Source organism: Lederbergia citri (genome assembly GCF_018343625.1).
GTDB classification, from domain to species: domain Bacteria; phylum Bacillota; class Bacilli; order Bacillales; family Bacillaceae_C; genus Lederbergia; species Lederbergia citri.
The window spans coordinates 931,291-955,792 of sequence record NZ_JAGYPG010000002.1; the positions used below are offsets into that span (position 1 = coordinate 931,291).

The window sequence follows — 24,502 nt, forward strand, 5'->3', positions numbered from 1 at the left end:
TTATCAAAAACTATTTAGCAATATCAAATTTCAGGAGGATATGAATGAAAGCAACAGACGTAATTGTACAATGTTTGGAAAATGAAGACGTCGAATACGTCTTTGGCATTGTTGGGAAAGAAACTTTGGACTTTATAGAATCTCTTTCAAAATCTAAGCAAATCACCTTTATTCCCGTCAGACACGAACAAGGTGCAGCATTTATGGCAAGCGCGTATGGAAAATTCTCCGGTAATTCGGGTGTTTGCACTTCTACCTTAGGTCCAGGGGCAACGAATTTATTAACCGGGATAGCAAGTGCCTATCTAGACTATTCCCCTGTTGTTGCAATCTCAGGACAAGCAGGACTCGACAAACAGCATAAGTACTACCACCAGCTCATTGATTTAATAAAATTATTTGAACCAATTACAAAGTGTGCAATTCAAGTTTTAGACAATCAATCGATTTCAGAATTGATACGACATACCTTTCGTACTTCAAAAATGGAGAAGCCAGGACCAGCTCTTTTAATTATTCCTGAAAATTTGGCAATGGAAGCTGCTCCACCTAAGGTAATTCCCATTAATCCACAGCCAAGTACCCAACCAGATCATTCATCAATTGCTGAAGCAGGTAAGATCCTTAACGAATGCCAGAAACCATTTGTAATCGTTGGAAATGGAGTTATACGTCAAAAAGGAATCGAACAATTTATTACTTTTATTGAAAATCTCCAAGCACCTGTCACCCACTCTTTTTCAGCGAAAGGGATTGTACCAAAAAACTGCCCCCTTAATTACTATACTTTTGGATTCGAAGAGAATGATCTTGTTTTATCTGGAATAAGTGAAGCAGATTTGTTAATTGTCATTGGCTTTGACGTGGTTGAAAAACTTCCAAAGGATTGGAACAAAAACAAAATACCGGTGCTTCACATTCATGCACAACCAGCCCTTGTGGATGAATTTTATCCAGCCAAAGTGGAATTGATTGGTAATATTCACAGGTCTTTAAAAGAAATGAATGGACAACATATCCAACCAAAAAATTGGACGCCTTCAGGAAATTTAAAAAAGAAAATCGAGCAAACTTATCAAATTAACTTTAGTCAAAAAGAAATTTCTCATTTGTCTTTAACTACAGAAAATATTTTGCACATCATCGAAAAAGTATCAACTGAACATACGATTTTAATATCAGATGTTGGCGCACACAAAATATCCATTGCACGGACCTACCAACCACAGCAAGCTGGAGGTCTTCTTATCTCAAACGGGTTTGCATCAATGGGAATGGCCATCCCCAGTTCAATCGGAGTAAAATTAGCTCGTCCAAATGACACCATCATTTGCATTACAGGTGACGGTGGTGCGTTGATGAATTTTGCAGAAATTGAGACTGCGAAACGCCTTGGCCTCTCCTTCATCATCATTGTTTTGAACGATTATGTATTAGAGCTTGAAAAGCAAATGATGAATAAGAAATTCGGTACTAGCTTTGGTGTTAACTTCGGAAATCCCGATTTTGTTCAATTAGCGATGAGTTTCGGAATTAAAGGTGTAAGGCCGCAAACTATTGGCGAATTTGAGGAATTATTGAAATCTGCCATTTCTTCTAATGAGCTTATCTTATTCGAGATTCCACTTTCCCAATGAACATAGAACAAACCTTAGACAGGCAGGAGAGGATTTGAAAGACCAATTGATGTAGTGTTTGGTAGTCGAAATGAAATGTATTAATAGTCCTTCAGGTGGTTTTTATCAAAACACTGGCGTCATTTGGAAAATCACAAAACAAGCTTTTTAATACGTTTGAAGCTCGTCACACTGATTTCAATCCATATCCAGCTATAAAATAAAGAAAACAAAAGGATGCTGCCTGTCGTAAATACGTTAAAAGAAGTTGAGGCCACCGGACCAAGCAGTGGAAATTTGAAAATATATAAAACGGCTAAGATCCCTATAAATAATGAAGCAGTCCCCCCAAAAAGAATGCTGAATCTTTTTTTGAAAAATAAAAATGAAAATCCTATTCCTAGACCGAGTAAGCCTGTGGTAAACGGAAAGACGATGAGCTCGGTCGGTTGAAAAAAAAATAATAGTAAGATCGTTAATAAATAGGAGAGTAGACCATAGCGTAATGATAAAATCGTACACACGATAATGGGCGCTGTTGATAATGGGCTTATAAATAATCCGATTACCGGAATAAATCCACCCGCTGCTTGGAATACCGCAGCTAGGCAGCTTAATAAAGAAAATAAAACTAATTTTTTCGTTGGAGAGTGCTGATTGAAAGTATCATGAATCTTTTTTGCATCATTAGATATAGTTTTAGAAAACAATTTGATTCTCTCCCTCTGCATTTTTCATATAAGTTCCAATCATTGTATGACCTTCATCACATTTAATTGCTAGAAACTATCACTGAAATTAATTCATGTTATAATGAGAAAAAAAAGTAAAGGAAGAGAATATGATACTTGGATTAACAATCATCTTAATACTCGTTTTATTTTTACCTTTTACTGTGAAAAAAGTTGAACACAATTTAGAGGCTTTCTTATTTGTCATGGGACTGGCTGCCGCTTTCATTAGCCATGTAATGGACGCAAAATTATTTATGAAAGCATTAGAAGATCCTATACATATTACATTAGCCGTTCTTATAGCTGGCTTATTATTCAAGTGGCTGCAAACACCCATAGAAAAAAGCATTTTAGGTGTTAGCAAAGCGATTCCTTTTCGATTATTCATCGCGTTAACAGTTATTCTTCTCGGTCTTATTTCAAGCGTGATCACGGCGATTATTGCTGCTATTGTGCTAGTAGTGATTGTCAGCGTACTAAAACTCGATCGCGGGTCAGAATTGCGACTTGTCGTTCTTGCCTGTTTTTCAATTGGTTTAGGTGCGGCATTGACACCTATTGGCGAACCATTGTCTACTATCGCAATCAGCAAATTAAATGAGGATTTCTTTTATTTGCTTGAACTAATCGGCATGGATGTCATACCAGCGGTAACGTTATTTGGAATTTTGGCTGCAATTCTTGTCAGTCCAAACCAATCGGAAACTGGATTAGCGGCTCAACAAACTGCAGAAAGCTACTCAGAAATTATCATACGCGCTGTAAAAATCTATTTATTCGTAATGGGATTAACTTTACTAGGTGCAGGTTTTGAACCTTTTATTGAAAAGTATTTACTTGGACTCAGCCCGTTGTTGCTATATTGGATCAACATGATTTCCGCCATTTTAGATAACGCAACATTAGCTGCAGCAGAAATAAGTCCTGCGATGGACGAGCCTACCATTAAAGCGATCTTGCTCGGTCTTTTAATTAGTGGAGGAATGCTTATACCAGGAAACATCCCTAACATCATTGCCGCCGGTAAGCTAAACATTACAAGCCGTGAATGGGCTCGTTTCGGAGTACCTGTAGGCTTAATTGCAATGGTCGTGTATTTTATTGTTATTTTGATTTTTGGATAAAACACAAAAACTTAATGACTTCAATATTAAACCCCACCTTTCCTTCGGATAAGGCGGGGTTTTTTTCGTCTAGATCTGTATTTTGGCATTGTTAATACTCGCATTTCTATAATTCTCTAATGAATCCGGTTTTACCACAATTGGTTTCCAAACCACCACAAAAAACGGTTGGATTTTTTAACATCCAACCGTTTTTTCCTAAGAATTTTATTAGGTGTTTACTTAGATACATGAATCGTAAAATCAGCTAAAAGACGGGCACCGAAGCCTGTTGCTGCTTTCGGATAGTAGCCAGTTGCACGGTTGCTAGCCATGACACCCGCCATATCGATATGAAGCCATTTACTTGATTTTGGAACGAATCGGCGCAAGAATAAACCTGCCGTAATCGAACCGGCCTCAGCCTTTGCACTGATGTTGCAAAGATCTCCATAATCGCTGTTGAGATAAGAGTCGTAGGCGTCAACCAACGGCATTGGCCATACGTAATCGCCATTTTCACGGCCGATCTTTTTCATTTCATCTGACAACTCTTCATCACCAAATACACCAGCAATTTTCGATCCAAGGGCGTTTCCAATTGCACCTGTCAAAGTAGCGATATCTACTATGTAATCAGCTTGTAATTCTCCTGCACGAATTAAACCATCTGCTAAAATAAGTCTTCCCTCAGCATCTGTATTCCCAACTTGCACTGTTAACCCATTTTTATATTGAATGACTTCGGACGGCAGGAAGGAATGACGATCAGGCATATTTTCCACCATTGGAATTAGTGCAGTTACATTTACAGGTGCTTTCATATCAACGAGGAATTTCATTGCACCCGCAACCGCCGCGGATCCTCCCATATCCATTTTCATATCACTAATATCCGCGCCTCTTTTCAAGCTAATGCCACCTGTATCAAAAGTTACCCCTTTTCCTACAAGGACAACATGAGGCTTTGTTTTGTCCGTGCAATAGGAAATTTCCACGAAAGCAGGCTTGTACTTACTCCCCTTGCAAACAGCCAAAACACCGTTCATTTGAAGTTCTTCCAGTTGTTTTCCACGAATAATTTGTACTTTTGCGTCGGTATTACTAAATTCTTTCGCAAGGAGCTCAGGATATGTTTCAGGATTTAGCGCGCTCGGAATTTCATTCATTAAATCTCTTGAAAAAGATACCGCCCTGGCTCGAGCTTCACCTTCTTTAACAAAAGATTGAACATCTTCGCAATCTATTAATTCCAATTTTGTTTTAATAGATTTTTTATCAGATTTATATGTTAAAAATTGATAAGAACCTAATTCCCATCCTTCAATAAACGCACAAACAGCCTTCCCTTTATTCAATTTTGAAAAGCCATTTTCTAAAACGGGGCCTTCCAAAATAACGGAAGGAACTTTCCTGCCACTCAATTCTCTGGAAATGGATCCTGCAATGTTTCTAACATCTTCATATGTACAGTCTGTTTCTTTAATCACTGCATAAACATTGCCATCTAATAATAACGTAATGAACGTCCCTTGATGATTTTGAATAAATTCTTTTAATTGGGGATCATTTTCTACGAGTGAATTGTTTGAAAAAGTAATATATGCCTTTGATGTCATAACTCTCTCTCCTTTAATTTTTTGCCCAAAATGCAGCCGTTGCCAGTCCCTTTAATACCACGTCATCCATCGGAGGATTATGTAAGCCTGCTCGAACATCGCGATACATTCTTTCTAGTGGAAGTTTTCTCGACAAACTTCCCCCTCCCACTATACGCATCGCTTGATCGACGATAGATAATGCGGAATTCGTTGCAACATATTTTGCTAAACCAAGTTCAGATTTGAGCCCGAGTCGTTCTTCAGGATTTTTATCCCAACGATCAGCCACAGAATAAAGAAACATTCTAGCTGTTTTCAACTCCGCTTCAATTTTTCCGATTTTTTGCTGGATATGGTCTACTTCAGCAATCGGACCAGGCAAACTATTAGGTCGATAATTAAGGGCAAAATTTACAGCAAAATCCCGCGCTGCATGTGCGATTCCAATATAACAAGCGGGAATATGCAACATCCAGCCAGAGTCGCTTTGGTGATGTGTTTTCTCTCCCGGAACTTCTACTTCAATCAGCGCTGAATCGGGTACAAACACATTGTCCAAAATAACGTCGTGGCTCCCGGTTGCTCTCATGCTCATCGTATTCCAAGTTTCTTCGATTTTTACGTTTTCCGATTTTTGAACTAAAAAACGACCAATTTTATTTTCATCCTTGATTCCCGCACTAACCGTGAAATAATTTAATATCGGGCTTAACGTACTGAATGTTTTTCGCCCAGAAATGACCCAACCATCTTCCGTTTTCTCTGCTGTTGTCTGGGGTCTCCCGCCTCGTGCTGGACTTCCAGTAGCGCGTTCGCTCGCAAAAGAGTTGATCATTTCACCGTCTTCCACTACTTTTTTGCAAAAATCCTTGAATAATTCTTCCGGCCATTCTCTGCTTTCCCTCAAACTAAGCATCATGCCTACATGCCAGCCGACGCCAAGTGCAGTAGAGCCATCCCCTTTTGCAATTCTCTCTTGCATGAGGACCATTTCATATAAAGACGCCCCGTCTCCACTGTATTCTTTCGGAACTGTCGTTTTTAAATAACCCGCTTCTTTCATATCCTCAAAGTTTTCAAATGGGAAAGATCCTTCTTCATCATGAATATGAGCCCTTTTGGCAAAGTTCACTGCCAGCTGATCAGCCATTTCGGCAAATTTCTGTTCTCTTTCGTTTCGGATAAAATAATCTTTGTATTTCATACTAGCACCTCGCTTTTGTAGGATAAATCATCACCTTTACACTCGTGTCCTTTTGTGTTCTTTCAAGTTCAACGGCCTCTTTAATATCGTGTAAAGAATATTTGTGTGTGATGATTTTTTCAATATCGATTTTCGAATTACTAAGCGCCTGAATGGCGTCAGGATATGTATTTGCATAACGAAAAACGCCATATACATCGATTTCCCCATCAATTAATTGGTTTACATCAATAGGGATGGAATCTGAAGTTGGAAGTCCAATAAGAACAATGCGGCCTCATCTATTTACTATTTTTAGCGTATCAGAAAATAGCCTTACTATTACCAGAAGTCTCTACTACCAAATTTACACCTTTTTATAAGGTTAATGTTGATATATGCTCATTGATATCGTCATGTATAGGGTCGAAAATAGCCGTGACTTCCAATTTCTTTGCCAGTTCTCGTCTATATGGGACTACATCGCTCGCGTATATTTCAGTAATCCCAAACATTTTCGCCGCTTGAATGGCAAGCAGCCCAATCGGACCAAGTCCGCTGACAAAAAGTCGGTCTGCCATCGATGCCTTTCCGCGCTTCAGCGCATGAATTCCTACGGATAGTGGCTCAAGTATAGCTCCTTCTTCATAAGACATCTCGTCTGGGAGTTTGAAAAGGAAATCGCTTCGGATTGTCACATATTCCGCCCACGCCCCATCAACTGGAGGGGTGGCCATAAAAACAACATCTGGACATAGGTTATACCTTCCGGATTTGCAGTATTCACATCTTCCACAAGTGACACCAGGTTCAACAGCAACACGGTCTCCAACCGTAACATTTTTTACATCTTCACCGACATCGACTACCTCTCCTGCCAGTTCATGGTCTAGTATAATCGGCTCCTTCACTTCGTATCTACCAATTTTTCCATGCTCATAATAATGAACGTCAGAACCACAGACTCCGATGCAGTATACTTTTACTAGCGCTTCATCTTTTTTCGGAACAGGAACAGCTACTTGTTTTACCTCAATATTTGAGACTCCCACGACTAAAGTCGCAAGCCCTACACCATACGGTGAAACGGGTGGGATTCTTGCATGACTAAACGTTCTCAATTCATTTCTGCTTTGAACAGCCTGCAAGGTTAGGGTATCTCATTACCCCTCATAGGGCAGAACATATAGTTCCCTACGCTGATTGACTATTACCATCAACCACAGGTACATATCGAATATTCATTGCACCGAGGATATCACGATGTATCCGGAATCCGCATTTACACTTGTATTTTCTGTCTTGTGTTTTATTCTTATCAGAGCATTTTGGACATGTTTGACTTGTGTATGCAGGATTCACGTATTCCACTTTAATCCCTACTAAATTTGCTTTGTATTTAATAAACTGGGATAAACGATAGAATGACCATGTGTGCAAATTTTTTTCGTTTTTACGACTTGTGCGTGTCGTCTGTCTAATATTCGCCAATTGTTCCAGGCGAATAACAGATATTTTATTGTTTTTAGCAAAATTGACAATAGCACGACTGACTTTATGATCTTGATCTTTCATCCAACGCTGTTCTTTGTCTTTTGAACTACGAATAGCATTTAACTTTTTCTTTTTACCCAATGCTTTACGATCTGAACGAAATTTTCTCTTTTTAAACTTATTTTGTCTACCATTGCCAAAGAACCGTACCTTTTCATCGTCTGTTACAGCAACAGCGGGTACTTTTAGACCCAGGTCTACTCCCATAACTTTCACGCCTGTTCCTTGAACGATTGGAATGGTGACGGAAATTTGGGCGATCCATTTGCCTGATTTTTTGGTGATGCGGAGTGTACCTAATTTATGTTTAAGCAAATCAAGGATTCGGTTGTCTTTATCAACCAATAAGGCATGAATAGCCGTCTTCCTTGCTTTTCCGTCAACCATGAGAGGCATTGAAATATGGGTGAAATCAAAAGAATAGTTTTGGTTGTTCCATATACAAATGGGTTTCTTTAAAGCCGGAACCACTTTATAATTACTTTTCTTTGCCTTTTTAAAAACACTTTTAGCGTCTTTGATTGCTTGGTTTTTCACCGCGCTTGGCAGGGCAACATCAATATGTTTGCTTGATTTCTTTGTGTTTTTCTTTTCCTCCACCATCTCAGATACAAGATCATTAATCGTTGAGATATATGTTTTACACATTTTAGTCAAGACCAAAGCCTGCTCCTTTGTTGGCAGCAGTTTGATTTTCACCGTGATTGTTTGAGACATGATTTCACCCCCTTGTTTTTTGTTGTTCAACATAATGTTCGGTTGTTTGGCTGGATACATATCCGGCAACATTTATTCTAACTTTCAATCAAGAAAAATAATCGTTATTAAATGATACAGTGGTCTGTTCATCTTAATTAGTCTATACCAATATTGTATTAGTTCTTGTTCGAAACAGCAACATACGTTCGTAAAAAGTGAAGTGATATCTTCAAATGCTTGCAGTACCAACTCCTTACGGTTTTATGTGGTACTCCGCATTTGACCGAACTATCATCCCATCCCTAAAGAGGGTGCTGTCGCACCGGGCTTTCTCGTTCGGAAGATATGTAACGGTTTAGATAATATTGCTGCATTCATTACAGCCGACAATTTCTTCTCCCCCTAGAAAACCTTTTCATCATTATAACTCTTTTAAACTAAAAAATTATAGAAAAAAGGACAGTCAAACATTTTAAAAATGTTTATGCTGTCCTCTGCTTCTAAACTATTTAAATAAATTAGCGATTGATTCGAAGAGCTTTTTGAAAAAATTGCTGACGCTGTCCCAGAAGCCTTCATCACCAATCACATTTTCTAACTTTTTCTTTATGTCTTTAGAGATGTCTTCGAGTTGATTTTTAACATTACTAAAGTCAATATTGATTGAACGCATTTTATCGAATAAATCGATTAGTAATTGTCTATCTTCAGGACTTAATTCAATCTTCATCTTGCTTAGCTGGTCTTGTACTATTTTTTCCACATCTTCTCTCGAGGCAGGATTTTGGTCGGCGATCGCCTTTTTAATTTCCGTTAAAAGTTCACTGACTTTTTCATCATCAAGTCCATCTTTTCCTGCTAAGTCTGTGGCTAAATCAAGCTCTTCATTCGCCACTTCCATCCTATCTTTATCCAACGTTTCTCCGCGGCTTTCATACGCTTTATAAATTCCAACAAGTGCTGAATGGCCCGTTACTTTCACGGGAGATGCCACATCAACTGTAGCATTTTCAATTCCAGCCGTTAACATAGCGTTCGCATACATTTCTTCCGTAACTTCTGTAATATTTTCTGGTGTTACACGCGTTACAACGAGGCCATTTCCTTTTTCTTTCAACGTAATTTTCGCGGATGAAAACATTCTTGAATTCGGATTTCCATCTATTAGCCTTGCCAGATCCTTCGCAGTGACAGTAATTTCTTCCACCTTAGAAGGATCATTTACTTTTAAAAGCTTTCTCACTTCGTCTTTTTGTTCAGCTGTTAACGTCTCGCCGTAAACCACGATCGGAAGACCAAATTTTTCATTAATCGCATCATCATTATCCGTGTTCTGATCTGCTGAAGCGGATCCAATACCACTTACGATAAAACCTATGCTTAATAGCAATGCTATGAAAATTTTACTCCATTGTTTCAACTATTTTCCCTCCTTAGGCGGCAGCTTTTCTAAGTAGTCAATCGCCTCTTGTATTGTTTTAACAGGAACGATTTTTACTTTATATCCTTCTTTTTGTACTTCGTCTTTTACATCTTTTTCATTTGTATCTCCGTCCAAAAGGTCAGCGGGACAAAAGAAAATGTCCATTCCAGCTTTTTCAACGGCAGTTATTTTTTCACGGATTCCACCAATTTGGCCAACATTTCCATCCATATCAATCGTACCGGTACCCGCTATTTCATACCCTTTCGTTAGGTCACCAGGTGTCAGCTGGTTATAAACTTCAAGTGAAAACATGAGACCAGCGGATGGCCCACCTATATCTTCCGCATTAATTTTAACAGAGCGGGCTGTTTCAACTTTAAATTGATCTTCAGGCCCAATCCCAACTCCTGCTTTATTTGGACTATTGTTAATAGGAATAAGCTCTACACTTTCTGTTTTTACAGTACTATCACGATTAAATGCCAATTTTACAGTATCCCCAGCTTTTTTGTTTGAAAGGTAATCAAGAAAATCTGCAGCTTTTGAGATGGGCTGATCATCGACCTGTGTAATAATATCGCCAATTTTAAGCTTTCCTTTTGCATAAGAGTTGTCGAGTATTCCAGCGACAAAGATACCATTTGGCTTCACATCTACCTCTTCACCAGCAGCTCGAAGCCCTGCTACAAGAGCATGCTGTTGGGATGTTGTCATCATATGATCCAAGATTTTGTTATACTCTTCGTCCGTCATGTTACCCCTGACTTCTTTTACTTTTCGCAAATCTGTATGAGGAGCCATCATTCCGTAGGCTAAATAATAAATATTACTCGCCCTTAAAGAAAGAACCGTCGTTAAATATAAATTTCCCTTGGACGTTTTATCTCCACCCTCTACAGTTACCTTAGATCCAAGTTCTTCAACAGAACCAGGTTGAAAGAGGTAGTATGGCGTTGGAATAAAAAACATGATGACAAGCAAAACACATATCACTGCAAATACCTTATTTTTTCGTTGCTTAAAAATTGCCATATCTGGTCCCTTTCTTTCTTTAAATATCTATAAAAAGATATTTTCAAATTTTATAGACGTAGAAAGCAGTTAATAAGTTTCATTCTTATCATAATAGTATACATACAACGAGTGTTAATGAGAAATCTGGATAGAGATACTCCAAATGAAATTTGGTTTTTGTCACGGTTTTCCCTGGTATTGGGCAGGATGCACCGCACATCTTCCAGATTTACCACGGTTCTGCCGCGATTGAGCGGGATGCGCAGCATATCTTACAGATTTACTACCATTCTGCCGCAATTGAACGGGATGCACCGCACTTCTTACAGATTTACCACGATTCTGCCGCGATTGAGCAGGATACGCAGCACTTCTTACAGATTTAACATGATTCTGCCGCGATTGAACGGGATACGCCGCATTTATTACAGAATTATCTCAGTTCTGCCACGTTCAAGCAGAATTACCTCGAGCAGACTCTTATTCAAAAACCTAATGTAAAACATTCAAAGATTTTTGCTTAAAAACAAAAAGGCCAGCCCCTCTCCAAAAGTCTGGATAAGGACTGACCATATTATTACTTATTAACCCATTCTGACAATGGATTAACCATTCCGGACTCTAGAGGTATATGTATAATGTCAATCGACCGTTGTTCCCTAGGCAGTGCCAATTCTTCGTATATGAAAGTAGATGCACCTAGTCCAGCTTCCTTCGCATCTTCTATTGATGCGCAATAGTATACATTCTTAATACCTGAGTAATAGATAGCCGTCATACACATCGGACACGGCTCTCCACTTGCATACATTGTGTAGCCGTTTAAGTCTAACGTTTGTAATTTTTCCTGTGCTTTACGGATTGCAAGTAGTTCGGCATGCCCACTAACATCATATTTTAAGTGGAGTTCATTTACACCTTCCGCAATAATTTCATTATCTTTTACGAGAATTGCACCAAACGGGCTTCCGCCTTCTTTTACGTTGTTAACGGCAAGTTCAATAGCTCTTTCCATAAATCGATCCATTTAATCGCCTCCGCAAAAAAATTACATTTGTTCTACTAGCATTTTCTCCAATTCCAATGGCTCTATATAAACGCCATCTTTATATGCGCGCATATTCCCACCAGAGATTTCATCTATCAACATAATTTCATTACTCTGTTCAGTTCTTCCGAATTCTAGCTTTATATCATATAAATCTATATTTCTTTTTTTCAATTCATCTTTTACTATACCGCTAATTATCTGGGTTAAATTTTTTAATTCTTCATATTCTGAAAGGGATAATATTCCGAGCATATTGAGTGCATCTGCGCTTATTGGTGGGTCTTGGCGCTCGTCATCTTTAAGAGTCACTTCAACAAATGCGTCCAATTCCTGACCTTCTACAGTGTACTTGCCATATCTGCGCAAAAAGCTTCCAACCGCTCGATAGCGGCATATAACCTCAAGACCATGCCCAAAAATTTTTGCTGGTTTTACAATCATTTCCGCGGCATCTACATTCGCACTCACATAATGAGTTGGTATTCCTTTTTCTTGTAAAATTTCAAAAAAGAATTTCGTCAAACGAAGACCCGCTTTTCCAGCACCTTCAATCTGCAGGCCGACTGTATTAGCCCCTGGATCAAAAATGCCATCCTCACCAGTGACATCATCTTTAAACTTCAATAAATAATTGCCATCTTCTAGAGAATATACATCCTTTGTCTTTCCCTGGTAAACAAATTTCATATAGCATTCCCTCTCTCTATGAAGTGATATTGCATAAATAGTATAGCAAAAATATAAGGACAGTTGCGACATCAACTAAAATGTAGTTTAACTAATATAAAAAATGGGTATAGCAATCTCTATCATTATCATTGATATCCAGATAATGTGTGGAAGAAATTTTTCAAAAACTCATGAAATAGTCCTTCTGTCGGCATAAGTTCGCGATCTCTAGGAATGATCACTCCAACTGCACGGGTAACCCTGGGCTCTATTTGAATTTTTACTGTAGAACGGGGTAAACTGTCAACCAAGGTTATTTCTGGAAGCAATGTAACCCCAAGTCCCGCGGAAACCAAACCTTTAATGGCATCAATATCTTTTCCTTCAAAGGATACAGCAGGATCAAATCCACGCTGCTTACATGCTTTGATAACAATGTCTCTAAGAATATATCCTCTTGGAGACAAAATAAAAGAATCGCTCCGTAGATCATCTAAAGTGATAGACGTTTTCTTTGCTAATGGATGGTTTGATGACAAAAGTGCAACGAGATTTTCCATAAATAAAATTTCGCTTTTAACTCGGCGTTCTTCTGTTGGCATAGGCCCTAAAAGAGCCATATCGATTTCACCTTTAATGACGGAATCAATTAAATGATGATAGGAGTCTTGGTGAAGTTGAAATTTTACATAGGGGTATTGCTTGCGAAAAGCCGACACAACGGTAGGAAGTAAATGGGCAGCAAGGCTACTTGGAAAGCCAATTCGAACTGTACCTTTTTCGGGATCGAGGTTTTCTTCAATTTCCCTTTTTGCCTGTTCAATTACGTCCATCGCTTGATGCATTTTTTCTAAGAACATGTGTCCAATTGGTGTCAAACGAATATTTCTTCCTTCCCTAATGAAAAGGTCCACACCGAGCTCAGCTTCTAGATTGACAATTTGTCTACTAACGGCAGATTGCGCGACATGTAAGGCTTCAGCCGCATCTGTCATATGTTCACGCTTGGCAACTTCAATGAAATATTGTATTTGTCTTAATTCCAAAATATCCACCTTCTTCACATTCATCTCATAAAGGCATTAATATTATCTAATATCCATATTGTTTAGATTAATTGTAGAAGATAAAATATTTTTTAACAAGAACAATTCGTGTCGGTTGATTTTTCGTTTATTACGCCTAGAGAAAATGAAGTAAAGGAGTGGAAAAGATGGCGATGGTGATGAATTTGAAAGAGGAAAGTATGATAAAAGCAAAAAATTATGTGAATAGTGTGTATGAAACGGTAGTGCAACGCAATGCTAATGAATCTGAATTTCTTCAAGCAGTAAAAGAAATATTTCACTCACTTACTCCAGTGTTTGCAGAACATCCGGAATATATTGAAGCAGGCATTTTGGAAATGATTGTAGAACCCGAAAGATTGATTTCATTCCGTGTTCCATGGGTAGACGACAAAGGTAAAGTAAGAGTGAACCGTGGATATCGTGTTCAATATAACAGTGCAATTGGACCGTATAAAGGAGGCTTACGCTTCCATCCTTCAGTCAATCAAAGTATCATTAAATTCCTTGGATTTGAACAAATTTTTAAAAATGCTTTGACAGGTCAATCCATTGGTGGCGGAAAAGGCGGATCTGACTTTGATCCTAAAGGCAAATCAGACATGGAAATCATGAGATTTTGCCAAAGTTTTATGACAGAATTATCTAGATATATCGGTGCTGATGTTGATGTTCCAGCTGGAGACATTGGAGTTGGCGCACGAGAAATCGGCTATATGTTCGGTCAATATAAAAGGCTTCGCGGTAATTTCGAGGCTGGCGTATTCACAGGTAAAGGTGTCGGATACGGTGGAAGTCTTGGAAGAACGGAAGCTACTGGTTACGGAACAGTATATTTTGTTGAAGAAATGCTAAAAGATCGTGGACTTTCATTTGCAGGAAGTACTGTTGTTGTGTCCGGTTCAGGAAATGTTTCCATCTATGCTATTGAAAAAGCTCAGGAATACGGTGCAAAAGTAGTTGCATGTAGTGATTCAAATGGCTATATTTACGACTCAAAAGGAATTTGCCTTGATACTGTAAAAAGGCTCAAAGAGGTTGAAAGAGTCAGAATTTCAGAGTATGTAAAAGAACATCCTCATGCTCAATATGTGGAAGGAAGCACAGGTATTTGGACCATTCCATGTGATATCGCTCTTCCGTGTGCTACACAAAATGAAATTGATGAAAACTCAGCCAAAATTCTTGTCGCAAATGGCGTAAAAGCCATCGGAGAAGGAGCAAATATGCCATCCACTCTTGAGGCGATTGATATTTTCCTTGATAGTGAAGTGTCATTTGGACCTGGTAAGGCAGCGAATGCTGGTGGTGTTGCAGTTTCAGCATTAGAAATGGCCCAAAATAGCTCTCGTGTTCCATGGTCTTTTGAAAAAGTTGATTCTAAATTGAAAAAGATTATGACTGAAATTTATCGAGATAGCATTAAAGCGGCAGAAGATTACGGTCATGCGGGTAATCTTGTTGTTGGTTCGAACATTGCAGGATTTAAGAAAGTAGCAGAGGCTATGCTAATGCAAGGGATTATTTAATTGAAAAGCGATTCTTTCATAATGAAAGAACCGCTTTTTTATTTGCCATACTACTGAATATAACCGGTTATCGTTGGCACTAACGCCATATCAGATAATCCTGGAACAGTCCATATATTCCTAGAAACGTTGATTCTTACACCACCATTGATAAAATCACACGTCCACGTATCGCAAAATGGAGTTCCGAGTAAGCGAACTGTCATTTCAAAAGTATTACGATTCCTCCATATACCACTGACAGCCGCCTTCACCTTTTGACCAGCTATGCTGTATTCACTTTCATTCCATTCTCCGTAGCCTATTTGTATTTCATGCTCGCCTTCGGAATCTTGAAAAACAAATGCCGCATTTTCTTCTCCAAAGCGAAAGGATAATGCTGTAATTCCTGCATCGTTAGCTTGAGCTTCAAATTGTTTTCCGGACCATTTATAAATATTGGGCGATGTCGTTAACAATCTTGGCGGCTCATATGTTAACGAAGCTAATTTTTGATCAAGGTCGGCTTGTTGACCTTCTATAGGCTCCGTCATACCAGGAAGCAAATGAATCCACACTAGGTTGAGAATATCCCCCATATCCATCACACCAGCTGTTATAGCCACGACCGCATCCTGTTCTGGCATGACGATACAATACTGGCCAAACGCCCCGTCCCCTCGATAAGCCCCGTGGCGACAACGCCAAAATTGATATCCATACCCTTGTGCCCAATCATTATTTACATCATTGCCATTAGATATTTGCTTACTCGTTGCCTCTTCCACCCAATGGGATGGTATAATTTGTTTTCCTTCCCATACTCCTTTTTGCAAATACAGTAATCCAAATTTGGCGATATCCTCAATTTTTACACTCATCCCTGCACCGCCAAAATGAATCCCCTTTGGACAGGTAGTAGTCGTTATATCGCTCATTCCTAATGGCTCGAATAAACGCGGTTGTAAATAATCCAATAGCTTCATACCTGTCACCTTTGTTAAAATAGCGGACAACATATATGTGGCTCCTGTGTTATACAAAAAGTGAGTACCTGGTTCATGAACAATTGGAATGCTTAAAAACTCCCTCACCCAATCGTTGCTTCTTCTTAAATATGGAGTTGTATCCTCATCATGTCCTGTTGACATTGACAGCAAATGACGCACTTTTAAATTAGCCATGTTTTTTTCAATTTCTTCCGTCATATATTCTGGAAAAAATGAAATGACAGCATCATCAAGCGAAAGTTTTCCTTCCTCAATTGCTAGACCAATTGCGGTAGAGGTAAAACTTTTACTCAAGGAATTAAGAATATGCGGATGCTCCTCGTCATAAGGTGACCATGTTCCTTCCGCAATGACTTGACCATGTCTTAATACGATAAAACTATGGACTTCAAGTTCTTCTGTTTCTAATGCATTTACAAAATCAAGAATCGCTTTGGGAGAAACGTTTTGTTCTAAAGGTTTACTTCTAGGTAATGTTGTTTGAATCATGCCTGATTCCCCCTCTGTCTATCTCTAAGTTCCTTCCATCCAATTACTTTAATATTTTCTTCTTCAAGAACTTTTTTGACTTCTGGATCTCTAAAAATATCAAACTCATATTGTCTCGCTTGCCATGTTTCCGTAATTCCTTTTAATTCTTCTGATTCATAGGAAGGATGGAGGAATAATTCCGTGATACCAGGCTGCAAGTTTTTCAAAATATCAATAGCGTTCTGTCTTGATGTCTCATATCCATCCCCTTCATTTAGCCAAAAAGGAAGCCCTATGAGATGATCCGGATATAAAACGCCTTTACTGTCTGCTAATTTAATTAGTTCTTCTAAAGTCTCAACGTGAAAACCAGGCGGTGGATTTTTCGTAAAGCGAAGTGGCAAATTGTATTTCGCTGCAGCCTCAATATGAATATCCATAAAAAATAAATAGGCGCCCATATGACTATCAAGATGAGTAGGATCTACCCCCATTTGAATAGCCTTTTCAATCTGTGCGGTAATTTCTTCTCTTACTTGCTCACGGTCCGCTTCGGCTATCTTTTCAAGATTAGGAGGGAAATAGCCTAGTTCATTCACTAACGTATCTACATTTCCGTTAATATTAACAGGTCCCCATTTATAATGGTCCCACTCACTTGTCAACGTAAGATGAACGCCTACGTCAAAATTCGGGTTATTTTTCGCTGCCGTTGCGGCTTCCATCGACCAAGGACAATTAACCATTAAAGTTGTGGAGGAAATAGAACCTTCTTCCAAAAGTTTGATAATTGCTTGATTCGTAGCATGGCACATTCCAAAATCATCAGCATGCAAGATTAAAAGACGATCATTTTTATTCATTCATCAACATCTCGCTTTCATTTGTATTCGCTTTCAACTATTCGGAAAAATTTTTCCTGGATTCAATATATCACTTGGATCAAACAATTTTTTAATAGAGGTCATCACATCTAGAGCAGTACCGTGTTCTTCCTTTTGAAATTGAATCTTTCCAATTCCTACACCATGCTCACCTGTGCAAGTTCCGCCTACTTTCAAAGCATACGAAACTAATTCTCTATTAAATTGGTTTGCTTTTGCGATATCATCTGGGTCCTGAGGATTGTACAGCAAGGCAGTGTGAAAATTTCCATCCCCAACATGTCCAAGGACTCCTCCATCCAATCCATATGTATCTAGTTGATTACGTGTATATTCCACAATTTCCGGCAATTTGGAGATTGGCACACATACATCTGTGCTTAAAATGGAAAGATTAGGGTAGCTATGACTAAAAGCATAATGGAGATCATGGCGCGCTTTCCATAAATGGGCACGTTTTAAAGAATCCGTTTCAAATACGAAATGACTGGATCCCATATCTTCTACAATTGCTTTTACAAAATCAACATCCTCTTCATTACCTGATTGATTGCCATGAAATTCAATAAACAATGAATGCTCTTCCGGAAAGTCTGTTTCACTAAAATGGTTAACCTGCTTGATACTTCTTGCATCTACTAATTCTATTCTTGCGATTGGAATTCCTGCTGTCAGTATGGCAGCCGCTGAATCTACACAGCTTCGGATTGACGGAAAAGTACAACGTGCAGCTATTATGTTTTCAGGAATGCCGTGAAGCTTAAGTGTAATTTTTGTGAAAATGCCGAGGGTCCCTTCTGAACCGATGAATAGACTATTTAAATGATATCCAGATGATGACTTTTTTGCCATGCTCCCAGTCTCGATAACGCGTCCATCCGCTAGGACAACCTCCATATTTAAAATCTGATCACGCATCACTCCGTACCTAACAGCTAGAGTACCACTGGCATTAGTCGCAGCCATTCCCCCGATAGAAGCATCCGCTCCTGGATCAACCGGGAAAAATAAGCCGTATTTCTTTAATTCGTCATTTAGTTTTAGGCGAGTGATCCCTGGTTGTACTGTGACTGTTAAATCCTCTGGTTTTATTTCTACGATGCTTGACATCCGCACAAGACTCATTGAAATTCCCTTTTTTATCGGAATGGCCTGTCCTTCAAGTCCAGAACCAGCACCATAAGGAACGATCGGGATTTTATGTTCATTAGCAAAGGTGACAATTTTCATCACATCTTCTGTTGATTCCGGAAAAGCAACTACATCAGGTTCCACTTTAAGATGATGGGATTCATCACCTGAATGATGCCTGAGAATTGTTTCATTGATGGTCGCTTTATCCTTTCCAACCAGATCGCATAGACTTTCATATAGGTTCATTAAATACCCCCTTTTTGAAAAATGAGACTAATTAAATAATAGCATATAAGAGTTTAACCGAGAAAATTTTCCCAGAAACAAAAGACAAAAAAAAGCATTGGAGAATGATCCCCAATGCTTTTTAATAATTATAATTTTACAACGTTAGCTGCTTGGTCTCCACGGTTACCTTGAGTAATGTCAAAGCTTACTTTTTGACCTTCGTCAAGAGATTTGAAGCCATCGCCAGTGATTGCTGAGAAATGTACGAATACGTCTTCTCCACCTTCAACTTCGATAAACCCAAAACCTTTTTCTGCGTTAAACCATTTTACTGTACCTTGGTTCATAATAAAAAACCTCCAAAAATTTGTTACTTAATAGCGATATAAACAAAAATTCACATGCTTTTACGGGTAATATTATCAACAATATAATCCGTAAAAACATGTGAATTATAAGATTTAATATATATTAAGCTTAAGACTAATATTACCATCTTTAAGTTAAAATAACAAGGTTTTTAAAAAGCATTTTTAATAATTTCAGGAATTAGTTAACCAACTACCTTTTTATTCAATTCTTGAAACTCAGATTTTAAAAAAGATAAAATATAAATATTAATAAAAGAAACTGTTGCTGTTCTCACTATCCGTAATAAAAAAGAAAGATTTTTTTACCAAAAATTTAATTTTGAGGTGACTTCGTAAATGTACAATAATAACGGTGAATCACCATATTTAAATGGGTTTGAACGCTTTACAAAAAAATCTGCATGGCCCGCTTACGCAGGATGTATGTGGGCTGTCCTGTATGCCATCTTTGTTCGATTTTTAGAAGCTGCAGGTGGCGGAATAATTACCACTTACGGTCGAGCTGAAGATCCCGAAGCATTATATATGGCTAGCTACATCGCTGGAGTTGTTATTATGCTCTGTGGTTTTTGCTTGCTGGGGCTAGTCAAACCATGGGGGAAAATTGTACCTCGGTGGATTCCGTTGATTAGCGGAAGAAACATCCATCCGCTCGTCTTACTTATCCCTACCCTTTCTGGTACCGCATTTTTACTAGCCCATGCTATTAGTGGAATGCTGACAAAATCACTCTTTTTGGCTGGGGTCATTACGATTAACTTTCCAGGCTGGGCAGAACTGAATCCTCACAGCTTGGCGTTATGGGATCTATTCTTTTACGAACCGTGGTTTCTCATAATGGGCTTGCTCGCCGGATTAGCGGCAGCCCATTACGCGTTTACTTCTACCATTCGGCTTATAGTAATTAGGAGATTTACAATCTACTATTTGTTGTTTATTTTACTCTTAACAATACTTTTTGTGATTGGGACTATTATTAAATTTAGCTAGTATTTGTCTAAACAAAATCGACGAACAGACACGCAGGATGTCATCTGTTCGTCGATTAACAAGGCTCTTCTGCTTTTCTTTAGGCATCTGCATGTACCTTTTCCTCTTTTACTACAACGCTTTGGCAATTTCACTATCTAGCGGTTCAAGATCGACTTCAAAGCCCATATCCTCTAACATTTGCTTATCCACTAAACCTTCCTGTCCTTCTGTCGTTAAGTAATCTCCGATAAAGATCGAGTTGGCCGGGTATAATCCAAGTGGCTGCAAGCTTCTTAAATTGACTTCACGCCCGCCAGAAATACGGATTTCTTTTGTCGGATTAATAAAACGGAACAAGCATAAAACTTTTAGGCAATAGCGTGGATTTAATTCATCCGTACCTTCGAGTGGAGTCCCATCAATCGCGTGTAAAAAATTCACCGGAATAGAGTCTGCATCCAATATTCTCAAACTGCGAGCCATATCAATGACATCTTCCAGTGTTTCTTTCATACCAACAATGACGCCCGAACATAGCGAAATACCAGAATTTTTAACAATGCCTACAGTATTCACGCGGTCTTCGTATGTATGTGATGTTGTAATATTGGAATGATGCTGGCTTGATGTATTTATGTTGTGATTGTAGCGGTCTACACCTGCCTCTTTCAATCTCTCAGCTTGCTCGGGCTTCAAAATCCCAAGACAGGCGCACACCGTCATATGTTGATGCTGCTCTTTTATTTCCTTCACTGCGCTAGCGACAATATCTAATTCTCGGCTAGCTGGTCCCCTACCACTCGCTACAATACAATACGTTCCAGCATTCAACTCAGCCGCTCTTTTAGCTCCCGCAACAATTTCATCTTTTTTCATCATCGAATACTTTTCTATCGGGGCCTTCGAAACGATCGATTGTGCACAATAACCACAATTTTCAGGACATAAACCTGATTTTGTATTGATGATCATATTCAATTTCACTTTATTGCCATAAAAATGTCTACGAACGCGGTAGGCTGCATGCAGCAACAGCAGTAACTCATCATCAGGACATTGCAAGACAGCAAGGGCTTCCTCATTCGTCAATTCTTTACCTGCCAATACTTTTTCTGCTAATTTATCGTAATCAAACATGTTCAAACCACCTATCTTGATCTTTTCACAATCTTTTGCATTCTATGGGCGAACATCCCTGCCAATACAGCCAGAAAAATATCTTTTGGAAATGGAACAGCCATCCACAACCATGCCACCTTATAAGAAAATGCAGCTGGTGCTGCGGCCCATACTTTATAAGCAACATACATCAAATTAGTACCGATTAAATAGCTTAAGAGAGTTCCGATTAAAGCCGCGATAATATATGAATGTAGTTTGTTATTCTTTTCAATGATTTTCCCAGTTACGTATGCCGTTACAATAAAAGATAAAATAAATCCGAATGTCGGGTTAAGAATTTGTGTTGGTCCACCCATAAATTTCGCAAATACCGGTGCACCCGAAAGACCGATAAACATATAAACAGCCATGGAAATGGCCCCGAGACGGCTTCCTAAAAACGCCCCTGCCAACACTGCGAAGAAGGCTTGCAATGTAATTGGCACTCCCCCAATTGTCATGAACGGAATAAAGGATGTAATATTTGCTCCTATCATCATTAGTGCTGAGAACATACTCACATAGACCATATCGAGCGTTCTTAGCTTATTTTTTGTTCTTACTGTTGCTGTACTCATTTTTTCACCTCAAATTTTTACTATAATAAGAGAATAGTGGTATGACTATTATATGTCAACCTAAAATATTTTATGGTTAACATATATTTTTTTGTAACGAATTCGTTTTTCATGGTACTAATGTATTGAAGAGCTTAAGGGGGAGGGCAACATGAACGAGCTTGAAAGACTATATACAGAGATTCAGCCAAAAATATATGCTTTTTTCTATATAAAAACATCTGATAAATCTGCTGCAGAAGATTTAACACATGATGTTTTTTATGAGGCAATTAAAGGAATTCATTCTTTCTCTGGAAAATCCACGGTGCAAACTTGGATATTTTCCATTGCTAAAAATGTATTAAGAAAACATTATCGTTCAAAAAAATATGTGTCTAGCCTTCATAAAAGGCTTACCCTTGATGTCCCTGAACATCCTAGTTCCCCCGAGGATGTATATATGGTCAAGGAAGGACATGTAAACTTGTTGCAAAGAATTAGCAGCTTAGACGAAGTTCAGCAAGAAATCGTATCGCTGCGACTATATGGAGATCTATCTTTTAAAGAAATTGGTGAGCTCATAAATAAAAGTGAAAATTACGTTCGAGTCACATTTCATCGAGCGAAACTGCGACTTCAAAAAGAAATGGGGTTGAACCATGAATAAAGAATGCTCGATAGTAGAAGATCTGCTACCCCTTTATAACGAAGGATTGCTTCAAGATGAAACAACAGAATGGGTGGAGGCGCATCTTGAACATTGTGAGAGCTGCCGGGAACTGGCCCTTCTATCAAAAGAACCTATTGAAACAGAGAACATTACTTCTACGATTGATACAGAAAACATGATTAAAAAAATAAATTTGAAGCTATCTATTTATCAAATTATTTTTGTTGCGATTTCGTTTATTATTGCGATAAAAACTTCATTGTTGCATGAAAGCTTTGGGTTTATTCTCACTTACCCTATTCTAGGTTTGATTACATTTTTGTTTTATAAACGATTTTTAATCGTAGCAGTAATCGCTTTTTTACCGAATTTTATTTGGTCATTGATTGATATAGCATCAATGTCGGTTAACGCAAACATTGGCTCAATCTTCCTTGCTGGTATACATCTCATTCTAGCTTTAGTTGGCAGTGTAATCGGCTTACTCATTTTAAAACTGAGAGAAAGAGGTCCAGCATCATGACTATGAAGAAATGGATTTATTTAATTTTAATTATTATTCTCGTCGTCCCTATTTTATTTTTCTACAACGCATTTAATGGGAATCCAACGTGGAAGTATTTTTCAAATAAGGCAGTGAAGCATTACCTAGAAGTCAAATACCCTGGAGACGAGTTCGTTATTCGTGATGCTATCTACAATTTTAAAGTTAGTGGCTATTCATATACCGTAAGGAAAGTTGGGGATGAACACCAAAAGGACTACGAATTTACGGTGACTGGTTTTTGGAAGCCAACTGTCACCTATGACGGAATTTATTATGACAATCTCGATCTCCCTCTCATGGAAAAATTGGAAAAAGAAGCTGCTGCAGAGATAACGGAACTATTGAAAGATAAAGTCGATAGAATTGTGGAAATGGGTGTGCAAGTGGAAGTTTTGCAAGGAACGTATAGCCCGGATACTAAGTGGAGCAAAGATTTAAAGCTTGAAAAACCAATGTATCTCTACCTGATCGCAGATGCTACCAATATGAACAAGGAAGACGTGTTAAAAACCGTTCGTTCCATTCAACAGACGCTTAACTCAGAACATTATTCATACCTCGGATTCAGCTTTAATGGCAATTTATTCGATAATGAAATGATTCAAAAAGATGATCGTGGATATGTAAAATACTCAGTTTTATTCGAAAAAGATTCAAACATCGAGTTGAACGATGTTGAGGAATACAATCAATAATAATAAAGGAGATGTTATTTATGTGGGAAATTCCATTTTACGCAATTCTAATGCCAATCATTACAGTAGTACTTTCATTATTTGGTGCGATGAAGCTGAAAAATTATTATCTGGCTCCATTAATTATTTTTGTCGGTCTAAATGTATTAACCATTGTTTTACCAATGGTCCAAAACGTTGGTTGGACGGCATTATTCGGTTGGGCAACCTTTTATACGGTAGTATCACTACTTATTTCTATAATTGTAAAATTTGCTAAAACAAAAGCAGCTGCATAAAAGGAAAAATGCATCGGTCCAAAAACCGATGCCCTTTCTCTTCTTAGGAAATTATAAAATTGAACATTGTGGACAACTTTCAAGGCGGGAAGTTTTCGTCAAGATCCAGCGCCTATCGACTAGCAAACTTCTTGTCCTTCTCCCTACGATAAGTCAACATCGGCTCGTCCTGTCTAGCTGCAGGCGCCAGCCGCTCGAGGTCAAATAACCTGAGTCAATAAAAGTCAAAGACCGGACTTTTTTGACTCAGAACATTTGCTTGTCGGGGCTAACCAGGCACCTTCCGCTTTTCCAAC

23 protein-coding genes and 1 pseudogene are annotated in these 24,502 nt (G+C 38.5%); 8 read left to right on the top strand and 16 right to left on the bottom strand.

Features of this window, described 5'->3' with window-relative positions; genetic code table 11:
- Window positions 1-44 precede the first annotated feature (44 nt).
- Window positions 45-1,637, top strand: coding sequence for an acetolactate synthase large subunit (locus KHA97_RS13180; protein ID WP_213125180.1), 1,593 nt, complete (start codon window positions 45-47; stop codon window positions 1,635-1,637).
- 131 nt (window positions 1,638-1,768) lie between these two features.
- Here the strand turns inward: KHA97_RS13180 and KHA97_RS13185 are convergent, their stop codons facing one another.
- Entirely contained in the window at window positions 1,769-2,326 is a 558-nt protein-coding gene (locus tag KHA97_RS13185) for a YybS family protein (protein ID WP_233713472.1), read from the bottom strand.
- A 131-nt stretch (window positions 2,327-2,457) separates the two neighbouring features.
- Between KHA97_RS13185 and KHA97_RS13190 the strand changes: the two genes are divergently transcribed.
- Window positions 2,458-3,474 (top strand): DUF1646 family protein, encoded by a 1,017-nt coding sequence (locus tag KHA97_RS13190; protein WP_213125182.1) that lies wholly within the window; start codon window positions 2,458-2,460, stop codon window positions 3,472-3,474.
- A 218-nt stretch (window positions 3,475-3,692) separates the two neighbouring features.
- Here the strand turns inward: KHA97_RS13190 and KHA97_RS13195 are convergent, their stop codons facing one another.
- The 9 genes and pseudogenes from KHA97_RS13195 to KHA97_RS13235 all read right to left on the bottom strand — a co-directional run bounded on the left by KHA97_RS13195 (window position 3,693) and on the right by KHA97_RS13235 (window position 13,696).
- The gene (locus tag KHA97_RS13195; RefSeq protein ID WP_213125183.1) at window positions 3,693-5,072 is read right to left on the bottom strand and encodes a M17 family metallopeptidase; all 1,380 of its coding nucleotides are present in this window, start codon (window positions 5,070-5,072) and stop codon (window positions 3,693-3,695) included.
- Window positions 5,073-5,085: 13 nt separating this feature from the next.
- On the bottom strand, window positions 5,086-6,258 hold the full coding sequence (locus KHA97_RS13200; RefSeq protein ID WP_213125184.1) for an acyl-CoA dehydrogenase family protein: 1,173 nt from the start codon (window positions 6,256-6,258) through the stop codon (window positions 5,086-5,088).
- Between the two features lies 1 nt (window position 6,259).
- Window positions 6,260-7,289 (bottom strand): annotated as a pseudogene (locus KHA97_RS13205) (NAD(P)-dependent alcohol dehydrogenase).
- A gap of 142 nt (window positions 7,290-7,431) precedes the next feature.
- Window positions 7,432-8,508, bottom strand: a complete 1,077-nt coding sequence (locus tag KHA97_RS13210; RefSeq protein WP_213125185.1) for an RNA-guided endonuclease InsQ/TnpB family protein — start codon at window positions 8,506-8,508, stop codon at window positions 7,432-7,434.
- Window positions 8,509-8,995: 487 nt separating this feature from the next.
- Window positions 8,996-9,910 carry a DUF1002 domain-containing protein gene (locus KHA97_RS13215; RefSeq protein ID WP_213125186.1) on the bottom strand — a complete coding sequence of 305 codons (915 nt, stop codon included), beginning with the start codon at window positions 9,908-9,910 and terminating at the stop codon, window positions 8,996-8,998.
- Complete coding sequence (locus KHA97_RS13220; RefSeq protein WP_213125187.1) at window positions 9,911-10,948, bottom strand: SepM family pheromone-processing serine protease; 1,038 nt, start codon at window positions 10,946-10,948, stop codon at window positions 9,911-9,913.
- 559 nt (window positions 10,949-11,507) lie between these two features.
- Window positions 11,508-11,957 (bottom strand): nucleoside deaminase, encoded by a 450-nt coding sequence (locus KHA97_RS13225; protein ID WP_213125188.1) that lies wholly within the window; start codon window positions 11,955-11,957, stop codon window positions 11,508-11,510.
- Window positions 11,958-11,978: 21 nt separating this feature from the next.
- Window positions 11,979-12,668, bottom strand: a complete 690-nt coding sequence (locus KHA97_RS13230) for a phosphoribosylaminoimidazolesuccinocarboxamide synthase (RefSeq protein ID WP_213125189.1) — start codon at window positions 12,666-12,668, stop codon at window positions 11,979-11,981.
- A 128-nt stretch (window positions 12,669-12,796) separates the two neighbouring features.
- Complete coding sequence (locus tag KHA97_RS13235) at window positions 12,797-13,696, bottom strand: LysR family transcriptional regulator (protein WP_213125190.1); 900 nt, start codon at window positions 13,694-13,696, stop codon at window positions 12,797-12,799.
- 167 nt (window positions 13,697-13,863) lie between these two features.
- Here KHA97_RS13235 and gdhA point away from each other — a divergent pair, with 167 nt between their 5' ends.
- A complete protein-coding gene (gene gdhA / locus KHA97_RS13240; protein ID WP_407658024.1) occupies window positions 13,864-15,246 on the top strand; it encodes an NADP-specific glutamate dehydrogenase in 1,383 nt (460 codons plus the stop codon).
- Window positions 15,247-15,296: 50 nt separating this feature from the next.
- Here gdhA and KHA97_RS13245 read toward each other — a convergent pair whose 3' ends face one another.
- The 4 genes from KHA97_RS13245 to KHA97_RS13260 all read right to left on the bottom strand — a co-directional run bounded on the left by KHA97_RS13245 (window position 15,297) and on the right by KHA97_RS13260 (window position 19,299).
- The gene (locus KHA97_RS13245) at window positions 15,297-16,724 is read right to left on the bottom strand and encodes a serine hydrolase domain-containing protein (protein WP_233713473.1); all 1,428 of its coding nucleotides are present in this window, start codon (window positions 16,722-16,724) and stop codon (window positions 15,297-15,299) included.
- Window positions 16,721-17,569, bottom strand: a complete 849-nt coding sequence (locus tag KHA97_RS13250) for a polysaccharide deacetylase family protein (RefSeq protein ID WP_213125191.1) — start codon at window positions 17,567-17,569, stop codon at window positions 16,721-16,723. The genes KHA97_RS13245 and KHA97_RS13250 overlap by 4 nt, the downstream gene beginning before the upstream one ends.
- A gap of 33 nt (window positions 17,570-17,602) precedes the next feature.
- Window positions 17,603-18,970: an FAD-binding oxidoreductase gene (locus KHA97_RS13255; RefSeq protein ID WP_213125192.1), complete on the bottom strand. Its 1,368-nt coding sequence runs from the start codon at window positions 18,968-18,970 to the stop codon at window positions 17,603-17,605.
- A 128-nt stretch (window positions 18,971-19,098) separates the two neighbouring features.
- Window positions 19,099-19,299, bottom strand: a complete 201-nt coding sequence (locus KHA97_RS13260) for a cold-shock protein (protein ID WP_213125193.1) — start codon at window positions 19,297-19,299, stop codon at window positions 19,099-19,101.
- 360 nt (window positions 19,300-19,659) lie between these two features.
- Between KHA97_RS13260 and KHA97_RS13265 the strand changes: the two genes are divergently transcribed.
- Window positions 19,660-20,313 carry a DUF3995 domain-containing protein gene (locus tag KHA97_RS13265; protein WP_213125194.1) on the top strand — a complete coding sequence of 218 codons (654 nt, stop codon included), beginning with the start codon at window positions 19,660-19,662 and terminating at the stop codon, window positions 20,311-20,313.
- Between the two features lie 111 nt (window positions 20,314-20,424).
- On the opposite strand, the gene bioB is transcribed toward KHA97_RS13265, so the two are convergent.
- Complete coding sequence (bioB, locus tag KHA97_RS13270) at window positions 20,425-21,432, bottom strand: biotin synthase BioB (protein ID WP_213125195.1); 1,008 nt, start codon at window positions 21,430-21,432, stop codon at window positions 20,425-20,427.
- 11 nt (window positions 21,433-21,443) lie between these two features.
- A complete protein-coding gene (locus tag KHA97_RS13275; RefSeq protein WP_213125196.1) occupies window positions 21,444-22,034 on the bottom strand; it encodes a biotin transporter BioY in 591 nt (196 codons plus the stop codon).
- A 151-nt stretch (window positions 22,035-22,185) separates the two neighbouring features.
- On the opposite strand from KHA97_RS13275, the gene KHA97_RS13280 reads away from it, so the two are divergent.
- The 4 genes from KHA97_RS13280 to KHA97_RS13295 are packed head-to-tail and all read left to right on the top strand — an operon-like array spanning window position 22,186 to window position 24,206.
- Window positions 22,186-22,683 (top strand): RNA polymerase sigma factor, encoded by a 498-nt coding sequence (locus KHA97_RS13280; protein WP_213125197.1) that lies wholly within the window; start codon window positions 22,186-22,188, stop codon window positions 22,681-22,683.
- On the top strand, window positions 22,676-23,209 hold the full coding sequence (locus KHA97_RS13285) for a zf-HC2 domain-containing protein (RefSeq protein WP_213125198.1): 534 nt from the start codon (window positions 22,676-22,678) through the stop codon (window positions 23,207-23,209). Before KHA97_RS13280 ends, KHA97_RS13285 begins: the two co-directional genes overlap by 8 nt.
- Window positions 23,206-23,928, top strand: coding sequence for a YfjL-like protein (locus KHA97_RS13290; RefSeq protein ID WP_213125199.1), 723 nt, complete (start codon window positions 23,206-23,208; stop codon window positions 23,926-23,928). The genes KHA97_RS13285 and KHA97_RS13290 overlap by 4 nt, the downstream gene beginning before the upstream one ends.
- A 20-nt stretch (window positions 23,929-23,948) precedes the next feature.
- A complete protein-coding gene (locus KHA97_RS13295) occupies window positions 23,949-24,206 on the top strand; it encodes a DUF2651 family protein (protein ID WP_213125200.1) in 258 nt (85 codons plus the stop codon).
- The last annotated feature ends 296 nt before the right edge of the window (window positions 24,207-24,502 follow it).

Coding starts and splice junctions, on each gene's coding strand:
- KHA97_RS13180 (WP_213125180.1), top strand. CDS start 45: ATGAAAGCAACAGACGTAATTGTACAATGTTTGGAAAATGAAGACGTC.
- KHA97_RS13190 (WP_213125182.1), top strand. CDS start 2,458: ATGATACTTGGATTAACAATCATCTTAATACTCGTTTTATTTTTACCT.
- KHA97_RS13195 (WP_213125183.1), bottom strand. CDS start 5,072: ATGACATCAAAGGCATATATTACTTTTTCAAACAATTCACTCGTAGAA.
- KHA97_RS13200 (WP_213125184.1), bottom strand. CDS start 6,258: ATGAAATACAAAGATTATTTTATCCGAAACGAAAGAGAACAGAAATTT.
- KHA97_RS13210 (WP_213125185.1), bottom strand. CDS start 8,508: ATGTCTCAAACAATCACGGTGAAAATCAAACTGCTGCCAACAAAGGAG.
- KHA97_RS13220 (WP_213125187.1), bottom strand. CDS start 10,948: ATGGCAATTTTTAAGCAACGAAAAAATAAGGTATTTGCAGTGATATGT.
- KHA97_RS13225 (WP_213125188.1), bottom strand. CDS start 11,957: ATGGATCGATTTATGGAAAGAGCTATTGAACTTGCCGTTAACAACGTA.
- KHA97_RS13230 (WP_213125189.1), bottom strand. CDS start 12,668: ATGAAATTTGTTTACCAGGGAAAGACAAAGGATGTATATTCTCTAGAA.
- gdhA (WP_407658024.1), top strand. CDS start 13,864: ATGGCGATGGTGATGAATTTGAAAGAGGAAAGTATGATAAAAGCAAAA.
- KHA97_RS13245 (WP_233713473.1), bottom strand. CDS start 16,724: ATGATTCAAACAACATTACCTAGAAGTAAACCTTTAGAACAAAACGTT.
- KHA97_RS13250 (WP_213125191.1), bottom strand. CDS start 17,569: ATGAATAAAAATGATCGTCTTTTAATCTTGCATGCTGATGATTTTGGA.
- KHA97_RS13255 (WP_213125192.1), bottom strand. CDS start 18,970: ATGAACCTATATGAAAGTCTATGCGATCTGGTTGGAAAGGATAAAGCG.
- KHA97_RS13260 (WP_213125193.1), bottom strand. CDS start 19,299: ATGAACCAAGGTACAGTAAAATGGTTTAACGCAGAAAAAGGTTTTGGG.
- KHA97_RS13265 (WP_213125194.1), top strand. CDS start 19,660: ATGTACAATAATAACGGTGAATCACCATATTTAAATGGGTTTGAACGC.
- bioB (WP_213125195.1), bottom strand. CDS start 21,432: ATGTTTGATTACGATAAATTAGCAGAAAAAGTATTGGCAGGTAAAGAA.
- KHA97_RS13275 (WP_213125196.1), bottom strand. CDS start 22,034: ATGAGTACAGCAACAGTAAGAACAAAAAATAAGCTAAGAACGCTCGAT.
- KHA97_RS13280 (WP_213125197.1), top strand. CDS start 22,186: ATGAACGAGCTTGAAAGACTATATACAGAGATTCAGCCAAAAATATAT.
- KHA97_RS13285 (WP_213125198.1), top strand. CDS start 22,676: ATGAATAAAGAATGCTCGATAGTAGAAGATCTGCTACCCCTTTATAAC.
- KHA97_RS13290 (WP_213125199.1), top strand. CDS start 23,206: ATGACTATGAAGAAATGGATTTATTTAATTTTAATTATTATTCTCGTC.
- KHA97_RS13295 (WP_213125200.1), top strand. CDS start 23,949: ATGTGGGAAATTCCATTTTACGCAATTCTAATGCCAATCATTACAGTA.